The following is a 24290-nucleotide window of genomic DNA, read 5'->3' as shown; positions in this document are numbered from 1 at the left end:
ACCCGCTAGAACAGGCGGCGGTCTGGCCTAGCCGCACGGCAGATCGCGCTGTCTTCGTCTGATGCCGTCACTTCCTCGCCGGTACGCTGGGCGCCATGCCTGAGCCGTCCCTGAAAAAACAACTCCTCCCAGCCTCCTGATCGTTACCGACGAAAAGGGAGACCAACCCCTTTCCGCGATCACTGCGACCTCCCAGCCTCACTCGCACTCTTCGCGATCCAAGACGGGCGGCGTCGCGTCGCTAGCGGCTGTAAAGCCCTCTGAAAGCCGTGCGTCGATGTCATCCCGTTTGGGTGTCGGCACCGGCTGTGGCTTCAGGCATGGCTGCATCGAATCTTCCGGAGTCTGCTCATTGAATCGGCGGCGCGGGTGTAAAGGAGACCGACAGCAGTGTGGCTGATCGCCGCTGTGGCTCACCCAAACGGATGCCGAAGCGCAACGCTGTAAACAGCGCTAGTCAATCCTTCGAGCCTGCGCCCTCGCATTGGCAAGATCCAAACACTCAGGTGGGATTGAGCTGAGTCAGCTAATGGGGCGTCGTCAAATAGGCTGTAAACGACAGCTAGAGTTTCAACGCCGCCAATCAGGACCGTGAATTCATGTAAATCAGAACAAACCGCACCACAGAACCAATGTCACAACCGAGACGGTTTTTAGAGGAGGCGCACAACACCAGCATTGTTCGACGCATAGCGCACGAGGCGAGGTGATACGCCGCGTTTTATTTGATTGCCAGCTGGCATTCCAAGGTGCGACTGATCACCTATTTTGACAGGGTAGTCAACGAGAAAATAGCCACTATAAAGTACAAAACGATTCGAGCTACATCGACGGTTCACGACCAAGGCGCTCGAACTTTGGTCTGATTAAGTGGCGATCGGCTTTTTTGAGGTGCGCGCAACGATCGCACTCCTTTAGAGAAGCGAATAGGAAAAACAAATTACAGCGTCTTTAACGGCAATAAGCAAATAGGAGTTTATCATGATAACCAGAATTTTTTTGATGAAGCGTTCTGCAACGCTTTCTATCGTCTTGACGCATCGCTTGTGAAAGAGCTCGAAGATCTGACGCCAACGCCAACGATGCAGCGCATTATTGCCGCGAGAGATCAAGCACCGTTACGATACATTCGCGGTTTCAAAGACGCGCAAGAAGCTTATGATGAGATTGGTTTGAAACTGATCGAAGCGCTTGAAGCACAGCGCATCACCTTTTGGAGTAATTCCATCAAAGAGCAGGTTTTGAATTTCGTCTGTCATATTTATTTTGGTACGAACATCATGCGCAGCTATAACATTGATAAATCATCGTTGTCACCGGTCATGAGCAAACTCTTAGAATACAGTAATGATTTTTCGCATTTTCATTTAGAAACATGGAGCAATCTAAAAGTCGCGCTATTTATTCAAAGTTTATACCTAGTCAAAAAAATTGAAAGCGGCGACATAAAGTTTGCGCGATCTTTCGATATGAAGAATTTTATTCAGGCTCTCAAGATTTCCTTGTTTGAGGCTAATGTGATTGAGCCGTACTCCGACATGTACGACTACTTTCTCAACTTGCCGACGACGCGGTACATTCTTTTTGCAAAAAAGATGAGTCTTAATAAAGACATATTTTGCGACTTAATATTTAACAAGGAAACCGTTAAGGAGTCTGTCATGTTATTAGCGGGCCATATTAATCAACGCTTGATTGTTTTTAAGGCCCAACATGACCTGTTGCAAGCGCAGATTCTTATGGCTCAAGTGTTGGTTTGGGCGGACGTGATTGAGGAGGGGGCGCGGCAATTTTTGTCAAACTCGATGTTAATGAGAATTTTCGAACTCAGCCAAGGAATGAATTCTTATGAGAGTGATCCGGATGGCCCTGAAGCGGATGAGATTGCCCAATCAAGCATGGAGCTTGTGGTGGCGTTAGAGCAGAATCGAGTGATATTTGAAAATCTCGGAGGGAAGTTGGCCTGTCATTTAGTTCTAGCGTATGCGCTGACCTTCGCCGAGATTATCCCTTGCGACTGGGGTTGTGAGAATACAAAAAATGCGGACAAGAGGGATAAGGCGGATGATTGCTGTGACGACGACTTTTACTTGGATGAGGATGAAGATGAGGATGAAATCGACTAAATATGGCCACGTCAGGCTTCGTAGAAAAAATCACCGACGTTCACTGATCGGCGATTCATGGCGAGACCGGGCCGTTGTTTTATCCGTGTCTTGCGTTGATTAAGGCCACTAGCGACATCCCGTCATGCTTTTATCTGTGGCGGGATGTTGACGGATTGCCGGATAGAACACAAAGACGGCGGCCTCCTAACGTCGTCTGAGCGATCGGCAGCCCTCGTGCTTACATCTGTCTACAACCGATACCGATGGCAACTGTCCATGTTCAGCTCCAGCCCCTCGTGCCCGAATTCCGACTGTTTCGCTTGAAATGGCAGCCCGGCGCATCTACGCAAGATAAAGTCTAATCGGGAGTAGGGTGGAGACATGACACCGAAGACACGCATTCCCGCCAGCGCGCCGGCACCTGTATCCACGCGCGTCTTGACCGTCGCCGAGTTTCAGGGACTGGCCGACGTGCCCCCTGAGCTGGAGTGGTTTGCCAACATCGGCAACCCCAAGACCCGCCGCGCCTATCAACAGGACGTCAAAGACTTTACGACGTTTGTCGGAATTGTCCGCCCCGAAGAGTTCCGTCTCGTCACTCGCGCCCATCTGATCACCTGGCGTCAGGATTTGGAGCGCCGGGCGCTTGCCTCCTCGACCATCCGGCGCAAGCTCTCGGCGCTGTCCTCGCTCTTCGACTATCTCTGCGAGCACAACGCCATTGGGCATAACCCCGTCGACGGGGTCAAACGCCCCAAGGCCAACCACAACGAAGGGCTGACCCCCGCCCTGGGCGATGCCCAAGCGCGCGCCCTCCTAGAGGCGCCACCGGCTGACTCCCTCAAGGGGCGCCGCGATCGGGCGATTCTGGCGACCCTGCTCTATCACGCGCTGCGGCGCGAAGAACTCTGCACGCTGCGCGTGCGTGATCTCCAGTCGCGCGAGGGCGTGTTGCATCTGCGTATCGAAGGCAAGGGCGACAAGATTCGGTTTGTGCCGGTCGCCGCCAAGGCGGCGCGGCTGATCAAGGAATACCTGGAAACCGCCGGACATGGCGATGACCTGGGCGGCCCCTGTTTCGCCCCGTGAAAAACAACACCACGGGCACGCTCAACAAACCGCTGAATCCAACCTCGATCTACAAGGAAGTGGTGCGTTACTACGGGGAACGGATCGGCATCACTACCGCTGTGCATGGTTTCTGTGTGCATTCTCTACGGGCGACCGCGGCCACCAACGCGCTGGAGCACAACGCCGATATCGCTAAGGTTCAGGAATGGCTTGGTCATGCCAACGTCTCTACAACCCGCCTGTATGACAAACGGAAGCATCGACCCGAAGACAGTCCGACCTTGCGCGTGGATTACTGATCAATGTCAACCAATAATATTTTGGCCGTAGAAAAAAAGAAAATTAGACCCGATGTGCGATTTTTTAACGGGCTGTGTGGGCGGTTGAGGTCTGACTGGCGCGACAGGGCCGTCTGAACGACGCTGAGAAGAGGCTCTATTCACCTCAGAGGCGTTCAGGAGGCGGCCATGTTGCTGGAAGACTTTATCATCGTGGTCTATTGCTGCGTAGACGATCAGCTCAAGGCGTGGCTGGGGCCGCGGCGCCTGCGTCAGCGCGGGCGTGCCCCTCAGCTCAGTGATAGTGAGGCGATCACGCTGGTGGTCGTCGGTGAGTTTCTCGGCTATGACACTGATGTACGAATCTGGGCGTATTTCCGCCAACACTGGGCGGCGTGGTTTCCTGCGTTGGGGTCGCGCAGTCGCTTTGCGCGCCAAGCGGCCAACCTCTGGGTGGCGACGCAAGCCCTCCAGGAACGCTTGAGCTGTGCCTTGGGGGCGCGGGACGATTCGCTGCACCTCGTCGACGGCTTTCCGGTGCCCGTGTGCGTGATCACGCGCGCCCGACGCTGCGTGCGGTTCTCCGAGGTGGCCGATTATGGCCATTGTGCGGCCAAAGACACCGCCTATTACGGCTTGCATGGCCATCTGCTCGTCGGGTCATCGGGCGTGATGACGCGCCTGACGCTCTCAGCCGCCAACGTCGACGAGCGCCAGGCACTCTGGGAGTTAACCGAACGCCTCGCCGGGCGACTCGTCGGCGATAAAGGCTATCTCAGCGCGCCGCTGCGCGCCGATCTGGCCGCGGTCAATGTCGCGTTGCAGACCCCATACCGCTCCAATATGCGCGATCCCCGCGATCCGGCGTTCGTACACCACTTACAACGCCTCCGGCGCCGCATCGAGACAGTCATTGGGCAACTGACCGAGCGCTTCCACATCCAAAAGGTCTGGGCGCGTGATCTCTGGCATTTGACCGCGCGCATCGCCCGTAAGGGACTCGCTCATACCCTGGCCATCTGGATCAATCGCTCCCTCGGACGCCCCGATCTACAGTTCGAGGGACTGATTTCAGTCGGATAGAAAGTCGCGCATCGGGTAAAATTAGATTAAAATATAAGGCTGTATCGAGTATTTAAGTTTCTGATTGATTTATATATCCTTGTCCGAGTAGTAGGTCGTTCCAGCGAGCTGTTTCCCAACCATGCTTAGCAAGAAGGTCGAAATCTGAAGTAGTCATTTGGCAAAGTGTTGTCGGATAGTTTGCAGCTGCTTCAATCTCATTTTCTTGTAACCACTTCATATTTAAGAGTTGTTCGGCTACTTTCTCGCGCCCGCGCATTAATCTTTTGATGGTTTTTATTGGAAAAGACCCGATCTGAAGATAAGCGCCGCTTGATGGGTTTTTTTGCAAAAAATTAACAAATGATCTTACTCGAAGCGAACGAGTTTGATCAAAAGCAATGTCAGCGATCCGCTTGAAACGCAATGGATTAAGCATATGTGGTAAAGAACTACGTGATAGTGCAGCCCCAGCATCTGAAACGACAAAATAATTGACCTTGCCATGCTCTGAATCTTTAAATTGTTGTGTGCCCATGTCAAAGATAGGCTCTATCCCAAGATTGTCATATAAGCCACCATCGTATAGATGTAGTTTATTAAATGGCAATTTTTTTATTACTTTCTCATCATGTGCATCCCACTGCGGTTTCTTAAACCATTGAAATTCATTTGCACTGATAACAAGAGGGCCTATTCCCCCTGGAAATGCTGCCGAGACTGCCATGGCCGAAGCTAATGGGAATTTGGTCGCGTCAGCATACCCTATTTCATAATCACCCATCCGTCCATTTTTAAATCTGAACCTACGTCCTGTCTCAGCAGCCGTGCCATTGATTGACCATAAAATATTTGGCGTTACTTGACCTAGTAAAACATTTATCCCCCAAAGTGATTTTATGGTTTGCGCAATAACATTTGCTCGGGAAAAAATAAACATCCAATTTAATGGATTTAAAAGCAGGTTAAATATTGCGGATCTTTGTAATGATTTAGAGGTTAGTAATTCCCGAATTTGCGGAAAAACTGCTGATAAATATTCTGAAGAAGATGGCCATTTATATTGAGCGTTGTTAAAAACAAGCCCTATAAAAAGACTTCCGCCAGAAACAGAAGATACATGAGAAATCATCTCAAGTTGTTCTTTCTCCGCAAGATAGCGAAGCACTCCCGCATGAAAAGCGGCTGCACGGACACCTCCTCCAGAAAGAGCCAAACCTATTTTGATTTCGGTACTTTCTTTTTTGGCGCTCATAAAATATCTGCTTCTCCGATTTGTATTTTAATCGAATTTTCTCCGACAATAATCATGATTGCTGGCAAACCAGCTTGCGCCATCATCGTGGATAGATGCGCAATAAGATCCATATCAAGCTCGCTAGCACAAGCTGTAACTCCACGAGGATGCGAATGCCATTCGCCAACATAGTCAACTACATGAGCCGTACGGCGCAGACATTCCTCATGATCTTCACGAAGTCCTTTTGTTCCACGTGTAAAACCGTTTACTGATGACTCACTGTCACTCGGAGCAGGCAAAGCATCTACCAAATGCAGCATTTTTAGCTTTTGGTCAAAATAACCTAAAATAATTCCGCCTGTTTCATTGGGGAGACTGTGCGCACGCATCGCAAAAAATTTATCCCGTAAATCGTTATCCCAGACGACGCACCACTTGCCATGCTGTTCTATTATTACTTTAGAAACGGGTAAATTGTAAGAAGTTAGCGTGCCAGACGCATCATCTAACTCCCAAACACGCATTTGTGATTCGTCTTTTGCAGCGAGTTTACGCAACTGGCGTGCTAACATTGATCCATGTAGCTGAACAAGCTCATAAGAGATAACTGCCGAAATATCGCGGCAACCCGCACCTACCCAAAGCTCGCCGGCGTGTCCTTTAAGGTGATTAGCCCCCCACATAGCATTAAGAACAGCTCGGTAATACTGGGATTCAAGAGCATGAAGGGGTACAGATTTTTCATGGTCTTCAATAAGAAGGACGGAGCCATGTCCCGATGGTGTTAAAAAAACAGATGCTGTGCGTGGAGCTGATTCCTGTACCGATAAATCACGAGGAACCTCTAGAGTGGTTGTTGCATCGACAATTAAATCCGCTGAGGTTAGCATTTCCGCTAAGCGTTCATTAGATCTATCTGAAATTTTGGCATGGATTGCGATATTAGAGATTTGTCCGGGATAATAAATGCCGTTAGTCAAGTCTCGGACTGTTTCAACTTTTGAGCGTCCAATATGCTCATTGCGAGCAATGTGACGAACCACGTTGTGAGGGAAGACATAGTCATCGTCTACGTAGGTCCATTCCCCCCATCCTTCGCGTGCCCAAAAGTCAGCTAGAACACTTCCAAGGGCGCCAACTCCTGCTAGAACTCCACGAAATTGCGCTTTCTCCGAAAGCACATCGGAGGCATTGCGTGAGAATTCAGGTGTGACTGCAATTTTAACACCAATGGGTTCGATAACAAAATCTTGCCATTTATTTTTTTCGGCAGATTCAGTTTCGCCAATAGAATAATCGACATAGAATTTTCCGTTTCTTCCATCAATTAATGCTCCAGATGCGATTCCAATGGTTGCAATATCGGCATGAATAAAAAAAGCCTGCGTCTCTGAACGCTCCGGTGGTTGATCCGGAGCACGTCGGACTGATGTTATCACTAAAAGAAGTGTACTTACGTCGGTCTGTTTTTCAATTCCAGCGCTTGTGACTTTATTGCGTAAAGCGGCTTTTATATCGCCTATAATTTCAGAGCCTCTTTCCTTGAATTGGTCGTGAAATTCACCGAGTGTCTGCGGATGTCTTTGCACAGGACCGTGGTTTAGAGGTTGAGGAGAGATTACTAGGAAGTCCCCAAAAGGCAAATTATATTTCTTTACCAACGAATCTTGTATAAAATCCCCCCAGATTATCCGAGGCTTAGTGCCAGGACACTGGATCGGAAAGAATGACAGTAATTGACCATCCGTAGCGGTTTTTTCCAAAAAATTCGGCGGAAGAACGATGTCGTAAGGTGGCGTGAAGTACAGATATTCCAACGGCTGATCGCTTCTGTGAAGCGTTCCGAGAGCTGTTTCTCGCAGCCACCAAAGGATGCGTTCAAGGTGACGTTGAGGGGTCCAATCCCGTTCGACAGCACTCCATGGTTCAAAGTAAAGACATAGCGACGCCGGTTCGCCTGAAAGGATATGATTTTGGTGTAAAGTTACAGGGAAATCCCTCCTTAGCGCCCGCACCTCGTGGGGAAAACCAGAGCAATAAAAAAGCGCCAGCCGCTCTCGGTTCCGTATCCCTACTGAATTACGGGATGGAATAGTTCCATCGCAGCAATCTACGACGATAACATCGGCGCGACTATAGGTATTGATTTCGAGTTTGCGTAGCTCTATAACCTCAAAATCCGGGTGACAAAGACATGCCGCCAGCAGATTCCGCGCTTCCGGATGCTGTATATTTTTTGGATCAAGGCCAGGCATTGCCTGGCCAAATTCTACGTAATCGATACTCAAACTATCCTGCCCTTGGCGCACGAGACGATGTGATCACAGTAGCAGCAGACATAAGCTTTTTATCTAAACTGATGCCACAGCCATCAATCTTGAACTCTATCGGCTCTGGCTTGGTAGTATTTGGTGTTTCCATGGTAGCTAAGAATTTTGCACCACCGACATTTTTTAGATAACGCACATAACAGTTTTTAGCCTGAATATGTGGAGGTTGTTGCTGCTCCCTAGCTTCTTGAGTGTCTTTAATTGGTCTGCTTGAACTAATCATATACGCTCCTTCTTTGCCGTTTTCTAGGAGTTCCTTAACAAGTGGTTTCGGGGTCGTTTCAATTTCACCCTTTTCGTCGCTAAGGGCAAGATAGCTACAGTGGTGAGGAATGTTATAGATGTCCCATGCGAGTCTGTCCATATTGTTGTGATTTTTCGTGGCCTGAACGATATCTTCCAATACAAGCCATTCCGTGTCACCTACTGCCAAATAGTCATAATTGCTACCGCTCTGTTGAAATCTGACATTAAATATCAGAGCTGCTGAATTACGAAGATCTTCTCCTTCATCGACATGCTTGATAAACGGCGAGTGGCAGAAAAATTCGACCCCGTCGCTATTAATGTTAAATTCATCGACTAAACAGCCGGCATCTGTTATAAGGTGGCGTCTAGAGTCAAGGGTAAGGTCGTTTTTTTCAAGCCAATTTTTTAGTTTATCTGGCTTGGAAAATACTCTAATGCCTTTTCCTTCCTTTAAACGGTATTTAGCTTCTTCACGCCAAATAACAAATTCGGAGCTTTGTTCTTTATTGGTAGCGCACTCCAGGATCATGGCAGCGGGAACCCAAAGTGTATTGATTTTTATTCGACCATCGCCTTGATATTTTTTGGCATGTAGAAGTTCAAAAAACTCTGTACTGTTTTCGATATGATCTGAGTCTCCGTGAGTAAAAGCGACAACATCAAAGTAGTCGCGATCCACATTTTCCAGCTCTTTTCGGAGTTGTGCTGCTAAGTCTATTTCTGGATTGCTTTCGTCTTCGCTTTTTTTAGTGTGACGAAAATCAAACAGAATGCGCTTGCCGTTATCCAGAACTATCTGGCTGCTATCGCCGTTTCCAACCGGATAAAAAATAATGCGATGGGGCATACTTATAAGTCTCCTTTCAATCTTTAGAGCCCTGGTTGTTGTTCCAGAGCTGATCCGGCCGCTGTCTTAGCAGACTTGCTCACCTGGGGGGCGTCAAACCTAGCTGGAAGCCGCGCCGCCCGCTCCTATCTGCTTGAAATGACTGCCATTAAAAAACCAATGCCAAACATAGGTTTTAATCTATAGTTTGAAAATCGAACGGTCAAGTATAATTTTTCCAAAATTGCATAAATATGTTATAATTTATTTAAAAAACAATAAACTAAGACACTCACCCGGAGAAGACGACCATGTCTTTTAACCCCATTACCCTTGGCGCGCGCCTCCGCGAAGCGCGCGAAAACAGAGCGTTGAGCCAACAAGCGGTGGCTGAGGCCATCGGTCTACCCCGTACCGCCATCACCCAACTGGAAGCCGGCAAGCGCGCGGTCTCCACCTTTGAACTGTCGCGCCTAGCGGAGCTGTATCGGCGGTCAATCCTGGACTTCTTTCAGCCAGCGGCCATCGAGGAGGAGGATTGGCTGGTGGCCCTGCATCGCTTGGCGCCCGGCATCGAGGCGAGCGGTGAGGTCAATGACCAAGTGCAGCATTGCTTGCGCCTGTGCCTGGACGGGTGCGCCTTAGAGCGTCTGCTCGGGCGTCCTGAACGGAGCGGACCACCCGCCTACGCTGTGGCCACCCCCAAAACGCCGAGTGAAGCCGTGCAACACGGCGAATATGTCGCCGCGCAAGAGCGCAAACGGCTTGGTCTGGGACCAACGCCGATTGGCGATATGAGCGAATTGATTGCCGATCAGGGGATTTGGTCGGCGGGCGTGCATCTGCCCGATGAGATGTCGGGACTGTTTCTGCGCCATGCCTCCATCGGTATGGCGATTCTGGTCAACTACACCCATGCGCGGGCGCGCAAGCGGTTCTCCTATGCTCATGAATACGCCCATGCCCTGCTTGATCGTGAACGCACCGCCACGGTCTCGACGCGCGAAAATGCCCCGGAACTGATCGAGAAACGGGCCAATGCCTTTGCTGCCGCCTTTCTGATGCCTGCTGATGGTGTCACCGACTTCATTCGCTCCTTAGATAAGGGACAGCCGAGCCGCCAAGAACACGCGATCTTTGATGTTGCCACGGAAGGGCGCATCGAGACCCAAACGCGCCCGGCGCCGGGTTCGCAAGCGATCACCCATCAGGATGCCGCGCTCCTGGCGCATCACTTTGGCGTCAGTTACAAGGCCGCTATCTTTCGGCTGCGCAGTCTGTCGCTGGTCTCACCGGCCGAATGCAACAAGCTCCTGAGCCGTGAGAGCGAAGCTAGAGCGTTTCTATCGTTCCTTCAGATGTTGGATGATATGGAGCAACCTGAAAAACCCGAGCGGGAAGACCGTGAATTGAAGACCCAGATTGTACAACTGGCGATCGAAGCTTACCGCCGGGAAGAGATTTCACGCGGACGCCTGCTCGATCTCAGTAAAAATCTCGGTGTCTCGGGTGCTACGCTCATCGAATTGGCGGAAGCCGTCAAGGACGAGGACTAATGGAGACACGAGAAGTAAAAGATTCGCACTCGATCATTATCGCCGACACCTCGGTTCTCATCAATTTTTTAGCCATCGACCGCCTGGATTTGATTGAGCGGCACTCGTGCCGCTTTTTCATTACCGAGCACGTCCGCCACGAAGTCACCACGCACTATGGCGAGCAAGTCTGTCGTCTCGATCGCGCCGTGGAGCAGGGCATCCTTGAAGTCATCCAGATTACCGACCCCGACGAGGTCGAGACATTCGCGCGCTGGATCGGATTCGAGCGCTTCGGTGAGGGCGAGTGCGCCTGTATCGCCGTCGCCTTGCATCGTCAGTACCGCCTGGCGATGGACGACAAACAGGCGATCAAGCAGGCCGAGCGCTGCCACGCCACCTTGAAGATCCTGACGACTCAGGATCTCATGTGCTCGATGCTGCAAGAAACCCTGCTGACCGTGGCCGAAGCCGATGCCATCAAGCAGGATTGGGCAACGTTTCATCGGTTTCGCCTCAAGATCGCCTCCTTTGGCGACCTCCTCTGACCGTGATACAGCGCCTTGGCGACCTGCAACGTCCAACCCCCTGTTATCGCCCGTGTCCAGCCCGTCCCTGGACTTGAACACGGCGATCTTCAGCCTTTCAGCCCTCTGGTTCCTCGCTGACCAGCGCGGTGGCTCCCGTCATCTCCACCAACACCTGGATGAACTCAAATGCCTTCTGAGCCAGGCTCACCGCGCAAACTCAAAACGTCAACATTTTGACGGAATCTGATGTTTGTCGCTGAAAGTCGGTCACGCACACAAAATACCAAGTTCAGAATCGGTACGCGACAGCAGCTGCCCGCGTTGAGATTGAAGCCGCATGGCTTGCACAGCAATGCTTGAACTGCCTCACCATAAAACGAGCAAATATCGAGCAAATCTGGCACGGAATTTGATTTTCATTGATTCAGTCTCCACGCGCGAAGACGATGATGCGCCTATGCACAGTATCAGCCGGTAGCAAGAAATCTTCATAAACAATTGTTTATGTTGCTGGTTCCGGATGCCGTCGCAGGGCAAAAGTCAACGCACTCAACAGGGATTTAATGAGTCTGCTGTCATGCCTATGGTCCTCAACTCAAATGTTGCCTCGCTGAAGTCTCAGCGCAATCTCAGTACATCACAGGCTAGCCTTGCCCAGGCCATGGAGCGGCTGAGCAGCGGTAAGCGGATCAACTCTGCCAAAGACGACGCCGCCGGATCGGCCATTTCCACAATCCTGACTGCACAGGTCCGGGGACTGAATCAAGCAACGAGGAACAGCAGTGACGGGATTTCGTTGTTACAGACTGCCGAGGGGGCTTTGAGCGAGATTGGATCGGCGTTGCAGCGTATGCGTGAATTGTCGGTACAGTCTGCAAACGGCACCTACACAGAGGGTAATCGCGAAACCTTAAACGCAGAACTGCATCAACTGGTTTCTGAAATCGATCGGGTATCCAAAACCACAGACTATAACGGGCTCAAATTGCTGGATGGATCGGCTTTGGATCTCGATATCCAGGTTGGAGCCGACTTCGATCAAAAGATGAAAGTCGCTGTTAGAAAAATCGATGCGGACAGTCTAGGGATTTCGGATAGCGCTGGTTTAGGGTCGTTTCAGCGGTGTGCCTACGGTGGAGAGACTGATACGACGGGAATTTTAGCAACACAAAAACTCCCAGCTTTCCGGGAAGGAGATTTAGTCATAAATGGGGTGACGATTGGTGGAGCTATAGCAAGCGCAGACACCGCCTCATTTATGGGCAAAGACAAGAGCACCATTGCTATTGCCGCTGCAATCAACGCCAAGGCTAAGGAAAGTGGAGTTAAAGCGGTTGTGGGTGAAACCATTGTCAGTGGGTATCCCATGTCGCCAGCTTGGACGGATGTCGCTGGAGCTATTCAGGTCAATGGGATTGATATCAATGTCCATGTGATGGCTGGAAATCCCACTGCGACCCGTGCAGGGATCGTCGCTGCTATTAATCAGGTCTCGGAGCAGACCGGAGTTGTTGCGATTGATACCGAAAAAGATGAGTCCGGCATTGTTTTGAAGGCGGCGGACGGCAGAAACATTGTACTGGCAAACAAGAGCGGCAATCCCTTTGGGCCACCGAGTAGTGTTTTGTTGACCGGGATGACTGGACTTCATTTTACAGACGGCTTTGACTCGGCTGTCTCGGGTATTTTCACTGCAACAATGACCTTAGTCGCAACTGAGGGTCAAGACATCCATATCGATAACAACGTCTTCGGGCGGGCAGAAAACGCCGGATTTCGAGTAGGCGCTTATAATGGAACAAAAACCGGCTTAGTCTCAACGCCGGTTAACATGATCGATACAGGCAACCGCGTGTATTGGAATACGCAAACCGGTGCCACGCTTATTAATGGGGTGCCCGTCCCTAAATCCGATTCAGGCATCAATAACGTAGTTTCAGCCATTAATTCGATCAGTGATAAAACCGGAGTTGTGGCAGTCATGCAGGAAAACCGAGCCGTCAATCATGGAACTCAGAGAACTGTAGCTGGAATGGTCACGGGATCAATTAATGGGGTTGAGATTGCTGGCTTTGCCGCTCAAGCAGGAGCGGATAAGTCGGGTTATAATCGGGCGATGCTTGTTCGGCAAGTCAACGCCATTTCTGGGCAAACAGGAGTCATTGCGGTTGACACCGGAGTTGATGGAACAGCAGAGGGTGGTGGTGTGATGTTGATTGATAAAATAGGAAAACCAATTTTTCCCCAACTGTTCAATGGAGATTTGGCAGGATGCGTGGTTGATGGTACGATTAATGGGTCTTACACGCTGCAATCCGATCGCGAAATAGAGATTACCTCCGGATTGAGCAATAATCTTATAACTACTGGCTTGCTGACGGGGAACTACGGCGGCGGGCAGGGTGGGCAGTCTTTAAGCAAAATCGATATCGCCACGGTGGAGGGCGCGAACAAGGCGATCCAAGCAATCGATAACGCGCTAAATCGGGTGAACAATGTTCGAGCCAAGATCGGCGCTTATCAGAACCGCCTGGAGTTTACGGTCAACAACCTTACAAACTTTTCGCAGAACAGTGAGGCCGCGCGATCCAGGATTGAGGATGCGGACTTTGCCGCCGAGACAGCGGCTTTATCGCGCTCTCAGATTCTCCAGCAAAGTAGTTCAGCCATGCTAGCCCAGGCTAATTCCTCGGCGCTACAGGTGCTGCAACTGTTGCGGACTGGAGAATAAGGCACCTCGGCGAGGTGTATTAAAGTAAGAGATCGCTGGCTGTTCCGTTTGCTTTATAGTGAGTGATTACGCCCACAAACACGAGTTCAAGCTATCAGGGATCAAAACAGCCCCATCCGCACATAGTCCGCCTCATCCTGCGGAAAGGGATCAGACTCCGTCCACCCCTCCTCCTTCAGATCCGAGACAATGTGCTGTCGTGCCACCGGCCCGACTGTGTCACCGAACAACCGCATCGCCTCGCGAATCCCCGCTTCATGATGACGCACTCGACGATGGCGCATCCCATAGCGTTCGCTCCCGGCCAACGCATCCAGCCACCGATGCACCTCGGCGTAAGGTTGACCGAAGAGGGCCACGGATTCTTGGCAGTGTACTTCGAATTTGGACATTCCTGAGACCTCATCACAGATCGCGGTGTCATCGTCGATCGTGCCCCAATCAGGAGGAACAGCACTCGCCACAAGCCCTCCGTGGCTCAAGCCCCTCTCGATCTTTACCCGGCTCCTTGGGGCACAACCGGATCGTCAATACCCCATGGCTTCGGCACTGTAGTCGCGTTGCCACGACCGCTCGCTGACCCAGTCCGGCAGCGTACTTTCCTGGCCTTCCGGTGCTTCCCGTCCCTCCCGCTGGCAGGCTGTCAGCGTGCAAACTAAGCGCCCACCCTGCGTGAGACGACCGTCGCAATCGACCCCATCGTCACACCATTCCCAGGTGATGCGATCACCGTCATGGCGCCAGGTGTTACTGTGCCATGACCAGCCTTCCTCATCCGGCCCGCCCACCTGATGAGACAGGACTTGCCCTGGTTTCAGGGTGAGTTTGACGAATGAATCACGATGCCAGTGCCAGAAGCGCGCATTGGGCGGCGTGATCCGGCGCGCCTGAGCCCTGCACCGCGTCTCTGTCATGGTCTGATCCATGTTGGTCTCCCCGAGCGCGACGATCCCGATGCGCATGGGATCACCGCGCTCGACTGATCACGTTGAATGGGATTACTGAATCACCAGCCGCTTGGACGCCTCCAGGTGGGCGCCGGCGACGGTCTTCCCGGCTTTCAAGGCAGCACTGATGTCGGCCTTGAGGAGGGTCGTGACAGTTTCGGTACGCCGGTAGGCGTTCGGAATGCGCGTTTCGTCATCGACCACGACAGATGGCGGGTTACTTTGCAACCGCAGCGCCAGATCCGGCGCCTTGGGCTTGAGTCCAGTGCGCTCCAGTTCCGCTTTCAGATAGGCTTTGAGGCGAGCGGCTTGATTCGCCGTAGCTTTGGCGCGGGCGTCCATGCGTTTCCTGGCCTCCTCGATGGCGGCGGCTTCGGCTTCCAGATTGCGCACATAGCGCGCGACATTGAGCGCTTTGTCCTCCCAAGCGCCGGCCAGTCCCTCCAGGGTATCGGCAATCACCTCGGGGGGCAGATCCTCCAGCTCGGCCAGGGCCTCTAAGGCATCGAGGTACTCGGCGGACAGTTCGTACAGTTTCAGTGTGGCTTTCGCGGTCATGATTTGACTCCGGGGCGCAGGCGGTCCGCCCATCGGCGATGGGACAGACCGCGGCGAGTTAGGGGTTCATGGGGGAGGCGGTATGCAGCAACGTCGCCGCTTCCTGCTCTAGGCGCTCGGCTTGGGCAAGTTCCTGGCTGTAGGCGCTGTAGTCATCGGCGTACTGGGCGAGCGCCCGCACCGACTGCGCGCGTTGGCGTAACGTCGCGACCTGCGCGACGATCTCCGGGGGTAACGCGCGTTCGCGCTCGGCCTGACGTGCCTGAGCCGCTTGCGTTCGCGCCCAGCTCCGCTCACCACGCTCAATCAGTAGCTCCAGATTCAACGCGCGCAGCGTGTCGATGTCCGTGGTCTCGTCGAGCGTTTCCGGTGGAATCTCGATCGCAAGTTCACGGCACAACCGAATGATCGACAGCCGCACCGAACCGCCCACGCAGGGGCCGATGACCGCGCGCATACCATCCTCACTCATCATGTAGTGCAACATGGCGACTCTCCTCAGCACGGTTCGGCGCGCGAACCGTGCTTGGCGGTGGCGGGGGGTTAGTGACTGAAGACGTCGCTGTCCGTTTCCGTTGCCATCTCAGCGGGCTCGGGAACAGGCGATTCACTGTGACGTCGGCGGCGACGGGGAGGAGGCGACTCCTCCAGGGCGCGGGTGTACTCGCCTTCCAGGAGGACGAGTTTGCGGTTACTGCAATGCGCCGTGAGCGCTTCGCGATCGGCCGGAATCAACCGCCCAATCTGAGCGCGCTGTTGACGCCACCACTGGTTGAGTTCTGTCACCGTGGTCAACGTCTCCACCGTCGCCGTCAGCGTCTGCAACAGCTGATGACTCTCGGCCAGTGGATCCAGGCCGTTGTCCAACCACTGGCGCAGCGCCTCCCCGGTCGCAGCTGTCGGCACGAAATGTTCGCCGTCGAACAACCCCGTGCGATCCTTGGTCGCGGTGGCGACATGACTATCGACGCTGAGATCGAGCACGGTCGTAAACTCGTACTCCAGCCCGTCGCGCTGCACCGGTGCCAACCCGATCTTGACCGGCTTCTTCTTGCCGTTGTCGTCGATCAGGTCGTAGGCGGTCTTGGTGCGCATGGTTACGATCACGTGCAGATCGGACGCCAACAGCGTATCGATCAGCTGATTGTGCTTCGGCGTCACCTCGCGCCAGGCCATGAACGAGTTGCCGGAGCGACTGGCGGCGGCGGCCTTGTCGTGCAGATCGAGGATGCCGCCTTCACCAGTCCAGGCATGACTGAGGCTGTCGATGATCAGCACGTCATAGCCGTCCTGCTCGGCCTGCTGAATGCGCTCGATGTAGCGCGCCGGAGTAAAGGGCGGGGCCAGGGAGGCCACGTCATAGGGCGTGAGATCGGCGTACAGCTCGCCCGAGCCGCGCTCGGTGTCGATCAACGCGATCTGGCCATCGGGGGCCAAACCCCGCGCCACCAACAACGCGCTATAGGTCTTACCCGATCCCGAAGGACCACAGAGCGCCAAGCGAAGTTTGGCTTGGCGGCGTTCAGCTTTTCGGAACATACTGGTGTCTCCTAAGTGTTGTTTCCCAGCGTTTAGGAACCGGGTGCCTGGGGAGGACCAGTCCCCAAGCACCCCCCCCTCAGAAGGGTGATTCCCCGTCGATCAGCGCCAACGCCGACGGCTGTCGCGGATCAATCCCCCAATACGGCGGCTGCTCACCGACGGGCAATGCCACTTGCGCACCCGTCAAATGCAGCGTGATCTCGCCAATCTCTTGACCGTCGCGGTTGTACAGCCGCACGGTTTGCCACCAGTGCATGTCGCCCTGCGTATAGAGCGGGCGTCCGTCTGAACTGACCGCGATGCGCGCGACATCGTGAATGCCAATGTGCCAGCTCATGGCTCAGTCCTCCCCTGGCTGAAGAATCGTCACCACCGGCTCGCCGACATCGCCGGGACCGATGTGCAACGTGAGTTGCGTCAGCTGCGGGGTCGTGCCGCCACGCGGGATGCGCAGCACCTTGAACGGCACGACTTGCAGGTTGCCGTGGCGACCGGCTTCCAGACGCGCCATCATCAGCACGTCCCACAGCCGCCCCTGTTCGTCCTGGCTGGGATCGTGACGGGGCCAAGCGACACAGTCGCTCCACACCGCCGCTGTCACCGCGACCGGGACTTTGAAGCCCGCTTCACGGGCCATGATCGAGACATCCATCAGCACACCATCGGCGATGGCCTGGGCTCTGGAATAGGCGTGCACAAGCTCCGCCTCCCGAAACAACGGGGACAATGACATAGAACCTCCTGGGTTGAGGGGCACCGGCAATGCGGTGCGGGAACGCTCCCGGTGAGAACAGGACGACCGGGACGGGAAAGGGGACGTCTGGCGTGATCAACGTGTCATCAGCGTGGCTGACGACGCCGAGTATTCGGCGTGCACATATTGTATCACATGCCGCCGCCTTTGTCAATAAAGTCCTTTCGAAACAAAAGCTTATGCTAGTTTGCGCAATCGACACCGACCATCGCTTGTAACGCCTCGATCACCGCCGCGACTTGGTCGGCGACCCAATCGTTCAAGTCATCGAGGGAGTGATCCTGAGCAAAGCGCGTGCTCTCTTCGAGCTCCAGGCGGGCGGCAAAGACCGGGAGGTTGCGGCACTCCCAGTCCTGGTCTTTCAGTCGTCGCTTCACCGTGCGCCAGAGTGACGGTACCAAGGGGGCGGTCTGATGAACGCTCAAGGACAACATCAGCCCTTCAGTCCAATGGGTTTGTCGCAGCTGCACCCGCGTCTCACCGGGGGCACGCCCGCCAAACAGTGACTCGGTCGGCAGGAGATCGAGCCCCGCCGCGTCGTAGCGCAGCTGGGTGTTGTCGGCGAGCTGGATCGTCCAGTCGCGCCCCAACCCAGCCGGGGGCGACGTCAAGGTCGCCTCGAAGCGGCGCTTCAACCCGTGCCACGCCAACAACCGCAGCCCCGGAACGTCCGTGGCCATCGCCCCTTTCTCGTAGTGCCAGATCGTGACGTCGATGTTGACGAGGGATTCTCCGACCCAGGGCGTCAAGCGCTCAAAGCTCTCCACCAGCAGCGGCTCAGCGAGTCGGCGACCCAGCACGCGGCGGGCGAAGTTGATCACCCACACGTCCGGTTTGATGGTGTCCGCGCCGCAGCGAATGCGCAGCCACTGAAAGACCGCAAACCCCAGCCCCTTGACGCGGTGCTTGAAGTCGCGCGCATAGTCGGCGTGGCACGCCCAAGTACGGAGGGTCGCTTGGTCGGTGACGTTCACCGACTCCAGGAATTCCAGCAAGCGCCGCAGCAGCGCCACGCGCGTCCAGTGGCGGTTGTTCCAGAGACAGCGACTGGCGGCCTGGTTGCCCGCCGGGGTGTCTGGGAAGGTGGCGAGCAGGGCGCGCAAGGCGTGGTGGTCGTACAGGGCGCGTGGCCCCTGCACCTCCTGGCGGAAGTAGCTCAGGGCCTCGACCACGACGGTGGTCTGCATGTGAAAGTTCAGCACGGTTTCCAGTACATCCAGCACGTAATCGCTGGGTTCACGTTGGCTGGAGACGAATGGAAGTTCAGCGACGGCGATGGCCAGCCGCTGAAACTCGTCGGGGGTGATGATCGAGGGCTTCATGGGGAACACTCCGAGAGACACGCCAAAACGGCGACGGCCAGCACGCAGGCTGGCCGTCAGGTGGGCAATGGATCATGGTCTGTGGATCAGTCCTCATTGAAGAGTTCTGCAAACGCGAGATCAAGCTCAACCAGTTTTGACTGCAACAGCAGCGCATCCTTGACGGTGACCTTGAAGCACCCGTGCGCTGTCTCATACTGATGGTGGCCACGGCGGTTGGGCTTGAGCGTGAGGGTGGCATTCCACGCCAGCATCGGAATCGGCGGTTCGCTCGGGTCGAGAATGAGCAGTTTGTCGTGCGCCGGTTCCCCTTCCCGCGTGCCTGTGCCAATGGCCAGGATCCAGTGCGAAAACGCGGCATTGACAATGCCCAGGATGGCAATCCCGTGGTTGTCGATGATCGCTCCCGCTTCGCGGGCGGGATTGTCGGTCGCCAGCGTGCACGTCAACCAATCGCGATACGGCTTGAGGAGCGCCTTCAACTGCCGCGCTTTGAGTCCGCGAAAGTAGTACGCCGTCGACGTCTTCCAGAACCCAGCCAGCGGCTGTTTGCGGGAGGTGCTCAGCTGCTCCAGCTCATGGCGCTCGACGACACCAAACAGCATCAGGGCCATCAGGGCGCAATGCAGTCCACAGGCCCCATCCAGATCACTTTGGCGTAGGTGCAAGGGGGCGGCATTGGCCACGGGGCCTACGGCCTCCGCGCTCAGCTGGGCACTCCAACGATAGACATGGCTCATGTTCAATACTCCTCAGGCAATAACAGGGTGGTCACTGAACGGTCGGCTTCCGTGATGATCCACAGGGATTGGTGATGACCGAGGTCATAGGCGGAGAACACGCGCGATCCCTGAATCACGGCTAACGTGTTAGCGCGCCGATCGTCCGCGTCGAGATCACCCCAATCGCCGCGCTGGTGTCGGGCGAGGAAAGACCACGGGGATAGCGAGAGTGAAGCGAGGGTGGCCAGCGCGCCGGGGGTGGTGCAGAGGCGGCCAAGTGAAAACAGCGGCTGAAGCAACGGGGCCGCTGAAGCGTGCGAGACGTTCATAGTGATGGCTCCAATGAGCAAACGATCACATGGCTAACCATGTGGACTAGCACACGAAGCGCTTCCGAGCGAAGACGATGTCAGGCGCGGCGACCAACACACCGGCACGGTTGACCCTGAGCGATTGGCTCATGATGTGAACTGAAGCGGCGATCAAGTCCGCGCGGAAAGTGCGCTGATGGCTCGGCGAAAAACGCTGGGAAGGGGATTGTCAGTTGACAATCGTGTGCCGTAACATTTTAACACGATTCGGCAACGATTGTCAAGTTTTTCCTTGAATATCAAATAGATAGTCAATATTTGTGGCAATGCGCGTGGGGGCGGGGCCAATTCGTCGTTTCAACGACTGGCGGCATTTGAGCGACCGATACATGGTGACGCAACGGTCGACACCCATGTTTTCAGGGCAATTTTGTTGGTGGCTGGTCCTGGCATCCAGTACTGAATTTTGAGCGAACTAGCTGGCCGGGTCTGAACAGGCGCGATGAACCGCCATTTCTTGAGATACCAGCAAAGGGGAACTTTCCGGGAAATCGGTGTTTTCGACAGGGTTCGGCTGACCAGTGCGGCTGAGTCGTCTCCAGCGGGCGTGAAACTCGACGATCGAGGGTAAAGGTAGATACCGGGCGCGCTGGATTACGACCGACGCGAGCCAAGAGTCGCCGGTTCCGGCGTCTTAGCAAGCGCTCGCCAAGCGTTTTTGCTTTGGTGGGTTTTTTGGCGGGTACAAACAAAAAACGCGCCGTAGGGCGCGTATTTGCTGGTGTTTTGGCGGAGAGGGTGGGATTCGAACCCACGGTACGCTCGCGCGTACACCTGATTTCGAGTCAGGCCCATTCGGCCGCTCTGGCACCTCTCCGGGCAGTGCCGACCAACGAGCGCGGTCGGCGACAAGCGCGCCACTATAATCGCAAGCGGAGCATTTGTCCATGCCCGCTTGCGATCCAGCGGCCTATCGATCCCTCAACCGTTGATCCAGAAATGAACGGCGATACTCGCCAGGAAGCCGAGCGCGATCGCCGGCGTCCACTCCAGATGCGCGAAGAAGGTGTAGGTGCCGCGCGCCTGTCCCATCAGCGCCACACCGGCCGCCGAGCCGATCGACAGCAGCGAGCCGCCGACACCCGCCGTCAGAGTCACCAGCAGCCACTGGGTATCGCTCATCTCCGGCATCATGGTCAGCACCGCGAACATGACCGGGATGTTGTCGACGATGGCCGAGAGCAGACCGACAGCGACATTGGCCAGAGTCGGCCCCCATTGCTCATACATGATTTCCGATGCCATCGACAGATACCCGATCTGTCCCAGTCCGCCGACGCAGAGCACCACGCCATAGAAGAACAGCAGCGTGTCCCACTCGGCGCGCGCGACCTTGTTGAACACATCAAAAGGGGTCATATCGCCGACCAGCGCCGCGCGATCCTCGTTGCGCTTGTGCCAGTTGTCATGGGTGTGACGCAGAAAGTAGCCGAGGATCTGGAGATAACCCAGTCCGGTAATCATGCCGATCACCGGCGGCAGATGCAGGAAGTTGTGGAAGCTCACCGCCGTGGCGATTGTCAGCAGGAACAGCAGGATGATGCGCCGCGCACCGCGCTTCATATGCGCGTTGGACTCCTGCGCTTCGGGTTTGATGTTGGGCACGGCAAAGGACATGAGGATCGCCGGCACCAGATAGTTGACGACCGAGGGCACGAACAGCTTGAAGAACGTAAAGAAGTCGAGCACCTCCTTCTGCCAGACCATCAGCGTCGTGATGTCGCCGAAGGGGCTGAAGGCGCCGCCCGCATTGGCCGCGACCACGATATTGATACAGGACAGGGTGACGAAGGTGCGGTTGTCGCCGCCGACGGCCATCACCACCGCGCACATCAGGAGCGCCGTGGTCAGGTTGTCGGCGATCGGCGAGATGAAGAACGCCAGCGTGCCGGTCATCCAGAACAGCGAGCGAAAGCCGAAGCCCCTGTTGATGAGCCAGGTGCGTAGCGCATCGAAGACGCGCCGCTCTTCCATGGCGTTGATGTAGGTCATAGCGACCAGCAGGAACAGCATCAGCTCGGCGTATTCGAGCAGGGTGTGGCGCACCGCGTCGCCGGCCAGATGCGGCTGGCCCTGCTGAATGTAGGCGTAGGCGATCAGGCACCAGATGAGACCCGCGGCGATGATGACCGGCTTGGACTTGTGCAGATGCAGGAATTCCTCGCCGATGACCAGCGCATAGGCGATGCCGAAGATCAGGAGTGCGAGATAACCGATGGTGTGGTCGGTCAGGTCGATGGCCTGAAGGGCCGCGGCGTCACCGCCGGCCCAGGCCAGGGCTGGAACAAGTAAGGCGAAGAGTCCGATGAATAGACGTTGAACGGGGGGCATGAAGCGGGCCTCTCGTGGGTACTGGGGGCGACCCCACGCCGCGTCGTCGGTGAACTGCGTGCGTGGGACTGTGCGTCGACGGCCCTGGCGCGTCCACTAAGGACGGCCCCACGGGCCACCGCGCAAGATACCCGCCGGGAGCCGGTACGCCAAGTCGAGCCGGGGTCTTCAAACCCAATTGAAAGGATTGAAGGTGCGATGATCGATGGGGTCGGTCGGCGACTTCAGGCCGCGTCCTCGGTCAGGATCGACTGGGACGCGCGCGTGTCCTCGTGTCCCATCAACAGCTCACGCTCGAAGGCCGCTTCGTCGATGCGCGCACCCAGATAGCCGGCGATGGTGCGCATGTCGTTCTCGCCGCTGCCCAGACAGCTCGTGCCGCCCGGCGAAGGCGTCATGTTGAAGATGATGCCCTGACCGTCGCTGATCTTGGCCTCGCCCATGCGCAGCTTGCGGGCCGCCTTGTCGATCAGTTGCGGTCGGATGCCGCCGAAGCCCTCGGCATAGCTGATGTCTTCGACCGTCATCGAGGGCACGATCTTGCGGATCTCCTTGACGAACAGACGCCGGTTGAGATGCGGCACCTCGTAGAGGAAATTGCGCAGGATGTAGTGCCGGATGTCGCGCACCTTGAACTGATCCCAGAGCACGCCGGCGACCTGACGGTCGAAGCGCAGCACCTTGAAGAACTCGCGGATCGAGGACGGATTGCGCCGTTCGAGCATCGGCAGCATGAGCGCTGTGGGTCCGAAGCGGGTCTTGCCGCGTTCCTTGACATCGTGGTCGCCATGCACGGCCGCGAAAGGCAGATTGGGATTCTGGACCGTGTAGACCTTGCCGTTGAGCGCCTCGGGAGCGAAATAGAAGGAGCCGGCCACCGGCAGACAGGAGTATTCCAGCCCGAGTCCCATCTCCTGGGCCATCAGCAGCGAGTGCCCGCCGGCGCAGACCACCACGGCACGCGCCTGGAGCGGACCGCGACTGGTCTCGACCGCATAGCCGCCGTCATCGGTGCGGCGGATTCTGTCGACCTTGGTCGAAAACAGCTGGGTGATCTGCTTGTTGGAGCTGCGTTCCATACGCACGCACTCGCGCGAGAAGGATTCGGCCAGCGCCTGGAAGTCGACCGCGCAGTACTCGTCCGGAGTGCCGGTGGCGACGATCTCCTCCTTGCGCCAGGCGCCATCGACCAGGGCGACGTTCGGCTCCAGGTCGGCGATGTCCTGACGCTCCAGGAGCTGCATCCGGGGGAAGAGCTCCTTGAAGCTCTCATAGCGCCGACGCACCAGATCGCACTCATCCTTGCCAACCCCGAGCAGCATCTTGGGCATGCGGAAGATGATGCGGTCGCGATCGCGCGCCGGGAGCTTGGTGGCGTAGTTGATGACCATATAGGCCGTGCGCTTGACGGCGCGGGCCTTGTCGAGCGAGTAGTTGGTCTCGATGTCGCCGCAATGGATGGTCTGGCTGTTGCTGTGGGCGTGTGAGTTGACGCTGGCCACGCTGTCGTATTTCTCGACCAGACACAGCCGGTTGAGATCCGTGAACTTGGCCAGTTCATAGAGCAGGGCGGTGCCGGTGACGCCGGCGCCGACGATCAGAACATCGTAATGGGTCGAAGCGGACATGAGTTCTTGGTCTCCAACGGCGGCGCGGACGCCGATCGCCGCGAGCGGGCCGTACTAGCCCATGATGCGGCGCAACATAACCGTCACGTTAGCTGAAGTTGAGATCCAAGAGAATGCCGGGAGTTGCATTTAATGGATTAAAACACTCAATTAAA

At 55.4% G+C, this 24290-nt stretch carries 22 protein-coding genes and 1 tRNA gene; 7 read left to right on the top strand and 16 right to left on the bottom strand.

The window, feature by feature from the left end:
• The first annotated feature begins 1046 nt into the window (after nucleotides 1–1046).
• From HW932_RS10935 to HW932_RS10925, 4 genes are all read left to right on the top strand, one after another.
• A complete protein-coding gene (locus tag HW932_RS10935) occupies nucleotides 1047–2126 on the top strand; it encodes a hypothetical protein (protein WP_176976524.1) in 1080 nt (359 codons plus the stop codon).
• Nucleotides 2127–2489: 363 nt separating this feature from the next.
• Complete coding sequence (locus HW932_RS10930) at nucleotides 2490–3197, top strand: tyrosine-type recombinase/integrase (RefSeq protein WP_222932314.1); 708 nt, start codon at nucleotides 2490–2492, stop codon at nucleotides 3195–3197.
• Nucleotides 3194–3478 (top strand): tyrosine-type recombinase/integrase, encoded by a 285-nt coding sequence (locus HW932_RS22020; RefSeq protein WP_222932313.1) that lies wholly within the window; start codon nucleotides 3194–3196, stop codon nucleotides 3476–3478. Before HW932_RS10930 ends, HW932_RS22020 begins: the two co-directional genes overlap by 4 nt.
• Nucleotides 3479–3646: 168 nt before the next feature.
• Nucleotides 3647–4540 (top strand): IS982 family transposase, encoded by an 894-nt coding sequence (locus HW932_RS10925; RefSeq protein WP_176976523.1) that lies wholly within the window; start codon nucleotides 3647–3649, stop codon nucleotides 4538–4540.
• 52 nt (nucleotides 4541–4592) lie between these two features.
• On the opposite strand, the gene HW932_RS10920 is transcribed toward HW932_RS10925, so the two are convergent.
• From HW932_RS10920 to mblB, 3 genes are read right to left on the bottom strand one after another with little or no spacing between them, the layout of a single operon-like run.
• The gene (locus tag HW932_RS10920) at nucleotides 4593–5774 is read right to left on the bottom strand and encodes a patatin-like phospholipase family protein (RefSeq protein WP_176976522.1); all 1182 of its coding nucleotides are present in this window, start codon (nucleotides 5772–5774) and stop codon (nucleotides 4593–4595) included.
• The gene (gene cap2-3, locus HW932_RS10915) at nucleotides 5771–8047 is read right to left on the bottom strand and encodes an anti-phage 6A-MBL system cap2_3 protein (RefSeq protein WP_176976521.1); all 2277 of its coding nucleotides are present in this window, start codon (nucleotides 8045–8047) and stop codon (nucleotides 5771–5773) included. Before cap2-3 ends, HW932_RS10920 begins: the two co-directional genes overlap by 4 nt.
• Before the next feature lies 1 nt (nucleotide 8048).
• The gene (mblB, locus tag HW932_RS10910; RefSeq protein ID WP_176976520.1) at nucleotides 8049–9185 is read right to left on the bottom strand and encodes an anti-phage 6A-MBL system MBL-fold protein; all 1137 of its coding nucleotides are present in this window, start codon (nucleotides 9183–9185) and stop codon (nucleotides 8049–8051) included.
• Between the two features lie 290 nt (nucleotides 9186–9475).
• Here mblB and HW932_RS10905 point away from each other — a divergent pair, with 290 nt between their 5' ends.
• From HW932_RS10905 to HW932_RS10895, 3 genes are all read left to right on the top strand, one after another.
• Nucleotides 9476–10720, top strand: coding sequence for a helix-turn-helix domain-containing protein (locus HW932_RS10905; protein WP_176976519.1), 1245 nt, complete (start codon nucleotides 9476–9478; stop codon nucleotides 10718–10720).
• Nucleotides 10720–11247 (top strand): PIN domain-containing protein, encoded by a 528-nt coding sequence (locus HW932_RS10900; protein WP_176976518.1) that lies wholly within the window; start codon nucleotides 10720–10722, stop codon nucleotides 11245–11247. Before HW932_RS10905 ends, HW932_RS10900 begins: the two co-directional genes overlap by 1 nt.
• 559 nt (nucleotides 11248–11806) lie before the next feature.
• Nucleotides 11807–13960 carry a flagellin N-terminal helical domain-containing protein gene (locus tag HW932_RS10895; protein WP_176976517.1) on the top strand — a complete coding sequence of 718 codons (2154 nt, stop codon included), beginning with the start codon at nucleotides 11807–11809 and terminating at the stop codon, nucleotides 13958–13960.
• Nucleotides 13961–14061: 101 nt separating this feature from the next.
• On the opposite strand, the gene HW932_RS10890 is transcribed toward HW932_RS10895, so the two are convergent.
• From HW932_RS10890 to HW932_RS10830, 13 genes are all read right to left on the bottom strand, one after another.
• Nucleotides 14062–14352 carry a DUF6915 family protein gene (locus HW932_RS10890; protein WP_176976516.1) on the bottom strand — a complete coding sequence of 97 codons (291 nt, stop codon included), beginning with the start codon at nucleotides 14350–14352 and terminating at the stop codon, nucleotides 14062–14064.
• A gap of 135 nt (nucleotides 14353–14487) precedes the next feature.
• Nucleotides 14488–14922 carry a hypothetical protein gene (locus tag HW932_RS10885; RefSeq protein ID WP_176976515.1) on the bottom strand — a complete coding sequence of 145 codons (435 nt, stop codon included), beginning with the start codon at nucleotides 14920–14922 and terminating at the stop codon, nucleotides 14488–14490.
• 36 nt (nucleotides 14923–14958) lie between these two features.
• Nucleotides 14959–15465, bottom strand: a complete 507-nt coding sequence (locus HW932_RS10880) for a siphovirus Gp157 family protein (RefSeq protein WP_176976514.1) — start codon at nucleotides 15463–15465, stop codon at nucleotides 14959–14961.
• Between the two features lie 58 nt (nucleotides 15466–15523).
• A complete protein-coding gene (locus HW932_RS10875) occupies nucleotides 15524–15952 on the bottom strand; it encodes a hypothetical protein (RefSeq protein WP_176976513.1) in 429 nt (142 codons plus the stop codon).
• A 56-nt stretch (nucleotides 15953–16008) separates the two neighbouring features.
• On the bottom strand, nucleotides 16009–17004 hold the full coding sequence (locus HW932_RS10870; RefSeq protein ID WP_176976512.1) for an ATP-binding protein: 996 nt from the start codon (nucleotides 17002–17004) through the stop codon (nucleotides 16009–16011).
• Between the two features lie 79 nt (nucleotides 17005–17083).
• Complete coding sequence (locus HW932_RS10865) at nucleotides 17084–17344, bottom strand: hypothetical protein (RefSeq protein ID WP_176976511.1); 261 nt, start codon at nucleotides 17342–17344, stop codon at nucleotides 17084–17086.
• 3 nt (nucleotides 17345–17347) lie between these two features.
• The gene (locus HW932_RS10860; RefSeq protein ID WP_176976510.1) at nucleotides 17348–17740 is read right to left on the bottom strand and encodes a DUF6573 family protein; all 393 of its coding nucleotides are present in this window, start codon (nucleotides 17738–17740) and stop codon (nucleotides 17348–17350) included.
• A 203-nt stretch (nucleotides 17741–17943) separates the two neighbouring features.
• Nucleotides 17944–19083, bottom strand: coding sequence for a hypothetical protein (locus HW932_RS10855; RefSeq protein WP_176976509.1), 1140 nt, complete (start codon nucleotides 19081–19083; stop codon nucleotides 17944–17946).
• A gap of 86 nt (nucleotides 19084–19169) precedes the next feature.
• On the bottom strand, nucleotides 19170–19823 hold the full coding sequence (locus tag HW932_RS10850; protein ID WP_176976508.1) for a hypothetical protein: 654 nt from the start codon (nucleotides 19821–19823) through the stop codon (nucleotides 19170–19172).
• A gap of 2 nt (nucleotides 19824–19825) precedes the next feature.
• Nucleotides 19826–20134: a hypothetical protein gene (locus HW932_RS10845; RefSeq protein ID WP_176976507.1), complete on the bottom strand. Its 309-nt coding sequence runs from the start codon at nucleotides 20132–20134 to the stop codon at nucleotides 19826–19828.
• A 769-nt stretch (nucleotides 20135–20903) separates the two neighbouring features.
• Nucleotides 20904–20993, bottom strand: a tRNA-Ser gene (locus HW932_RS10840).
• Between the two features lie 104 nt (nucleotides 20994–21097).
• A complete protein-coding gene (gene nhaD, locus HW932_RS10835; RefSeq protein ID WP_176976506.1) occupies nucleotides 21098–22507 on the bottom strand; it encodes a sodium:proton antiporter NhaD in 1410 nt (469 codons plus the stop codon).
• A 224-nt stretch (nucleotides 22508–22731) separates the two neighbouring features.
• A complete protein-coding gene (locus HW932_RS10830) occupies nucleotides 22732–24135 on the bottom strand; it encodes an FAD-dependent oxidoreductase (RefSeq protein WP_176976505.1) in 1404 nt (467 codons plus the stop codon).
• Nucleotides 24136–24290: the final 155 nt, after the last annotated feature.

Origin of the sequence: Allochromatium humboldtianum (genome assembly GCF_013385175.1) — a bacterium.
Lineage (GTDB): Bacteria > Pseudomonadota > Gammaproteobacteria > Chromatiales > Chromatiaceae > Thermochromatium > Thermochromatium humboldtianum.
This window is presented reverse-complemented; position numbering and strand designations above follow the sequence as displayed.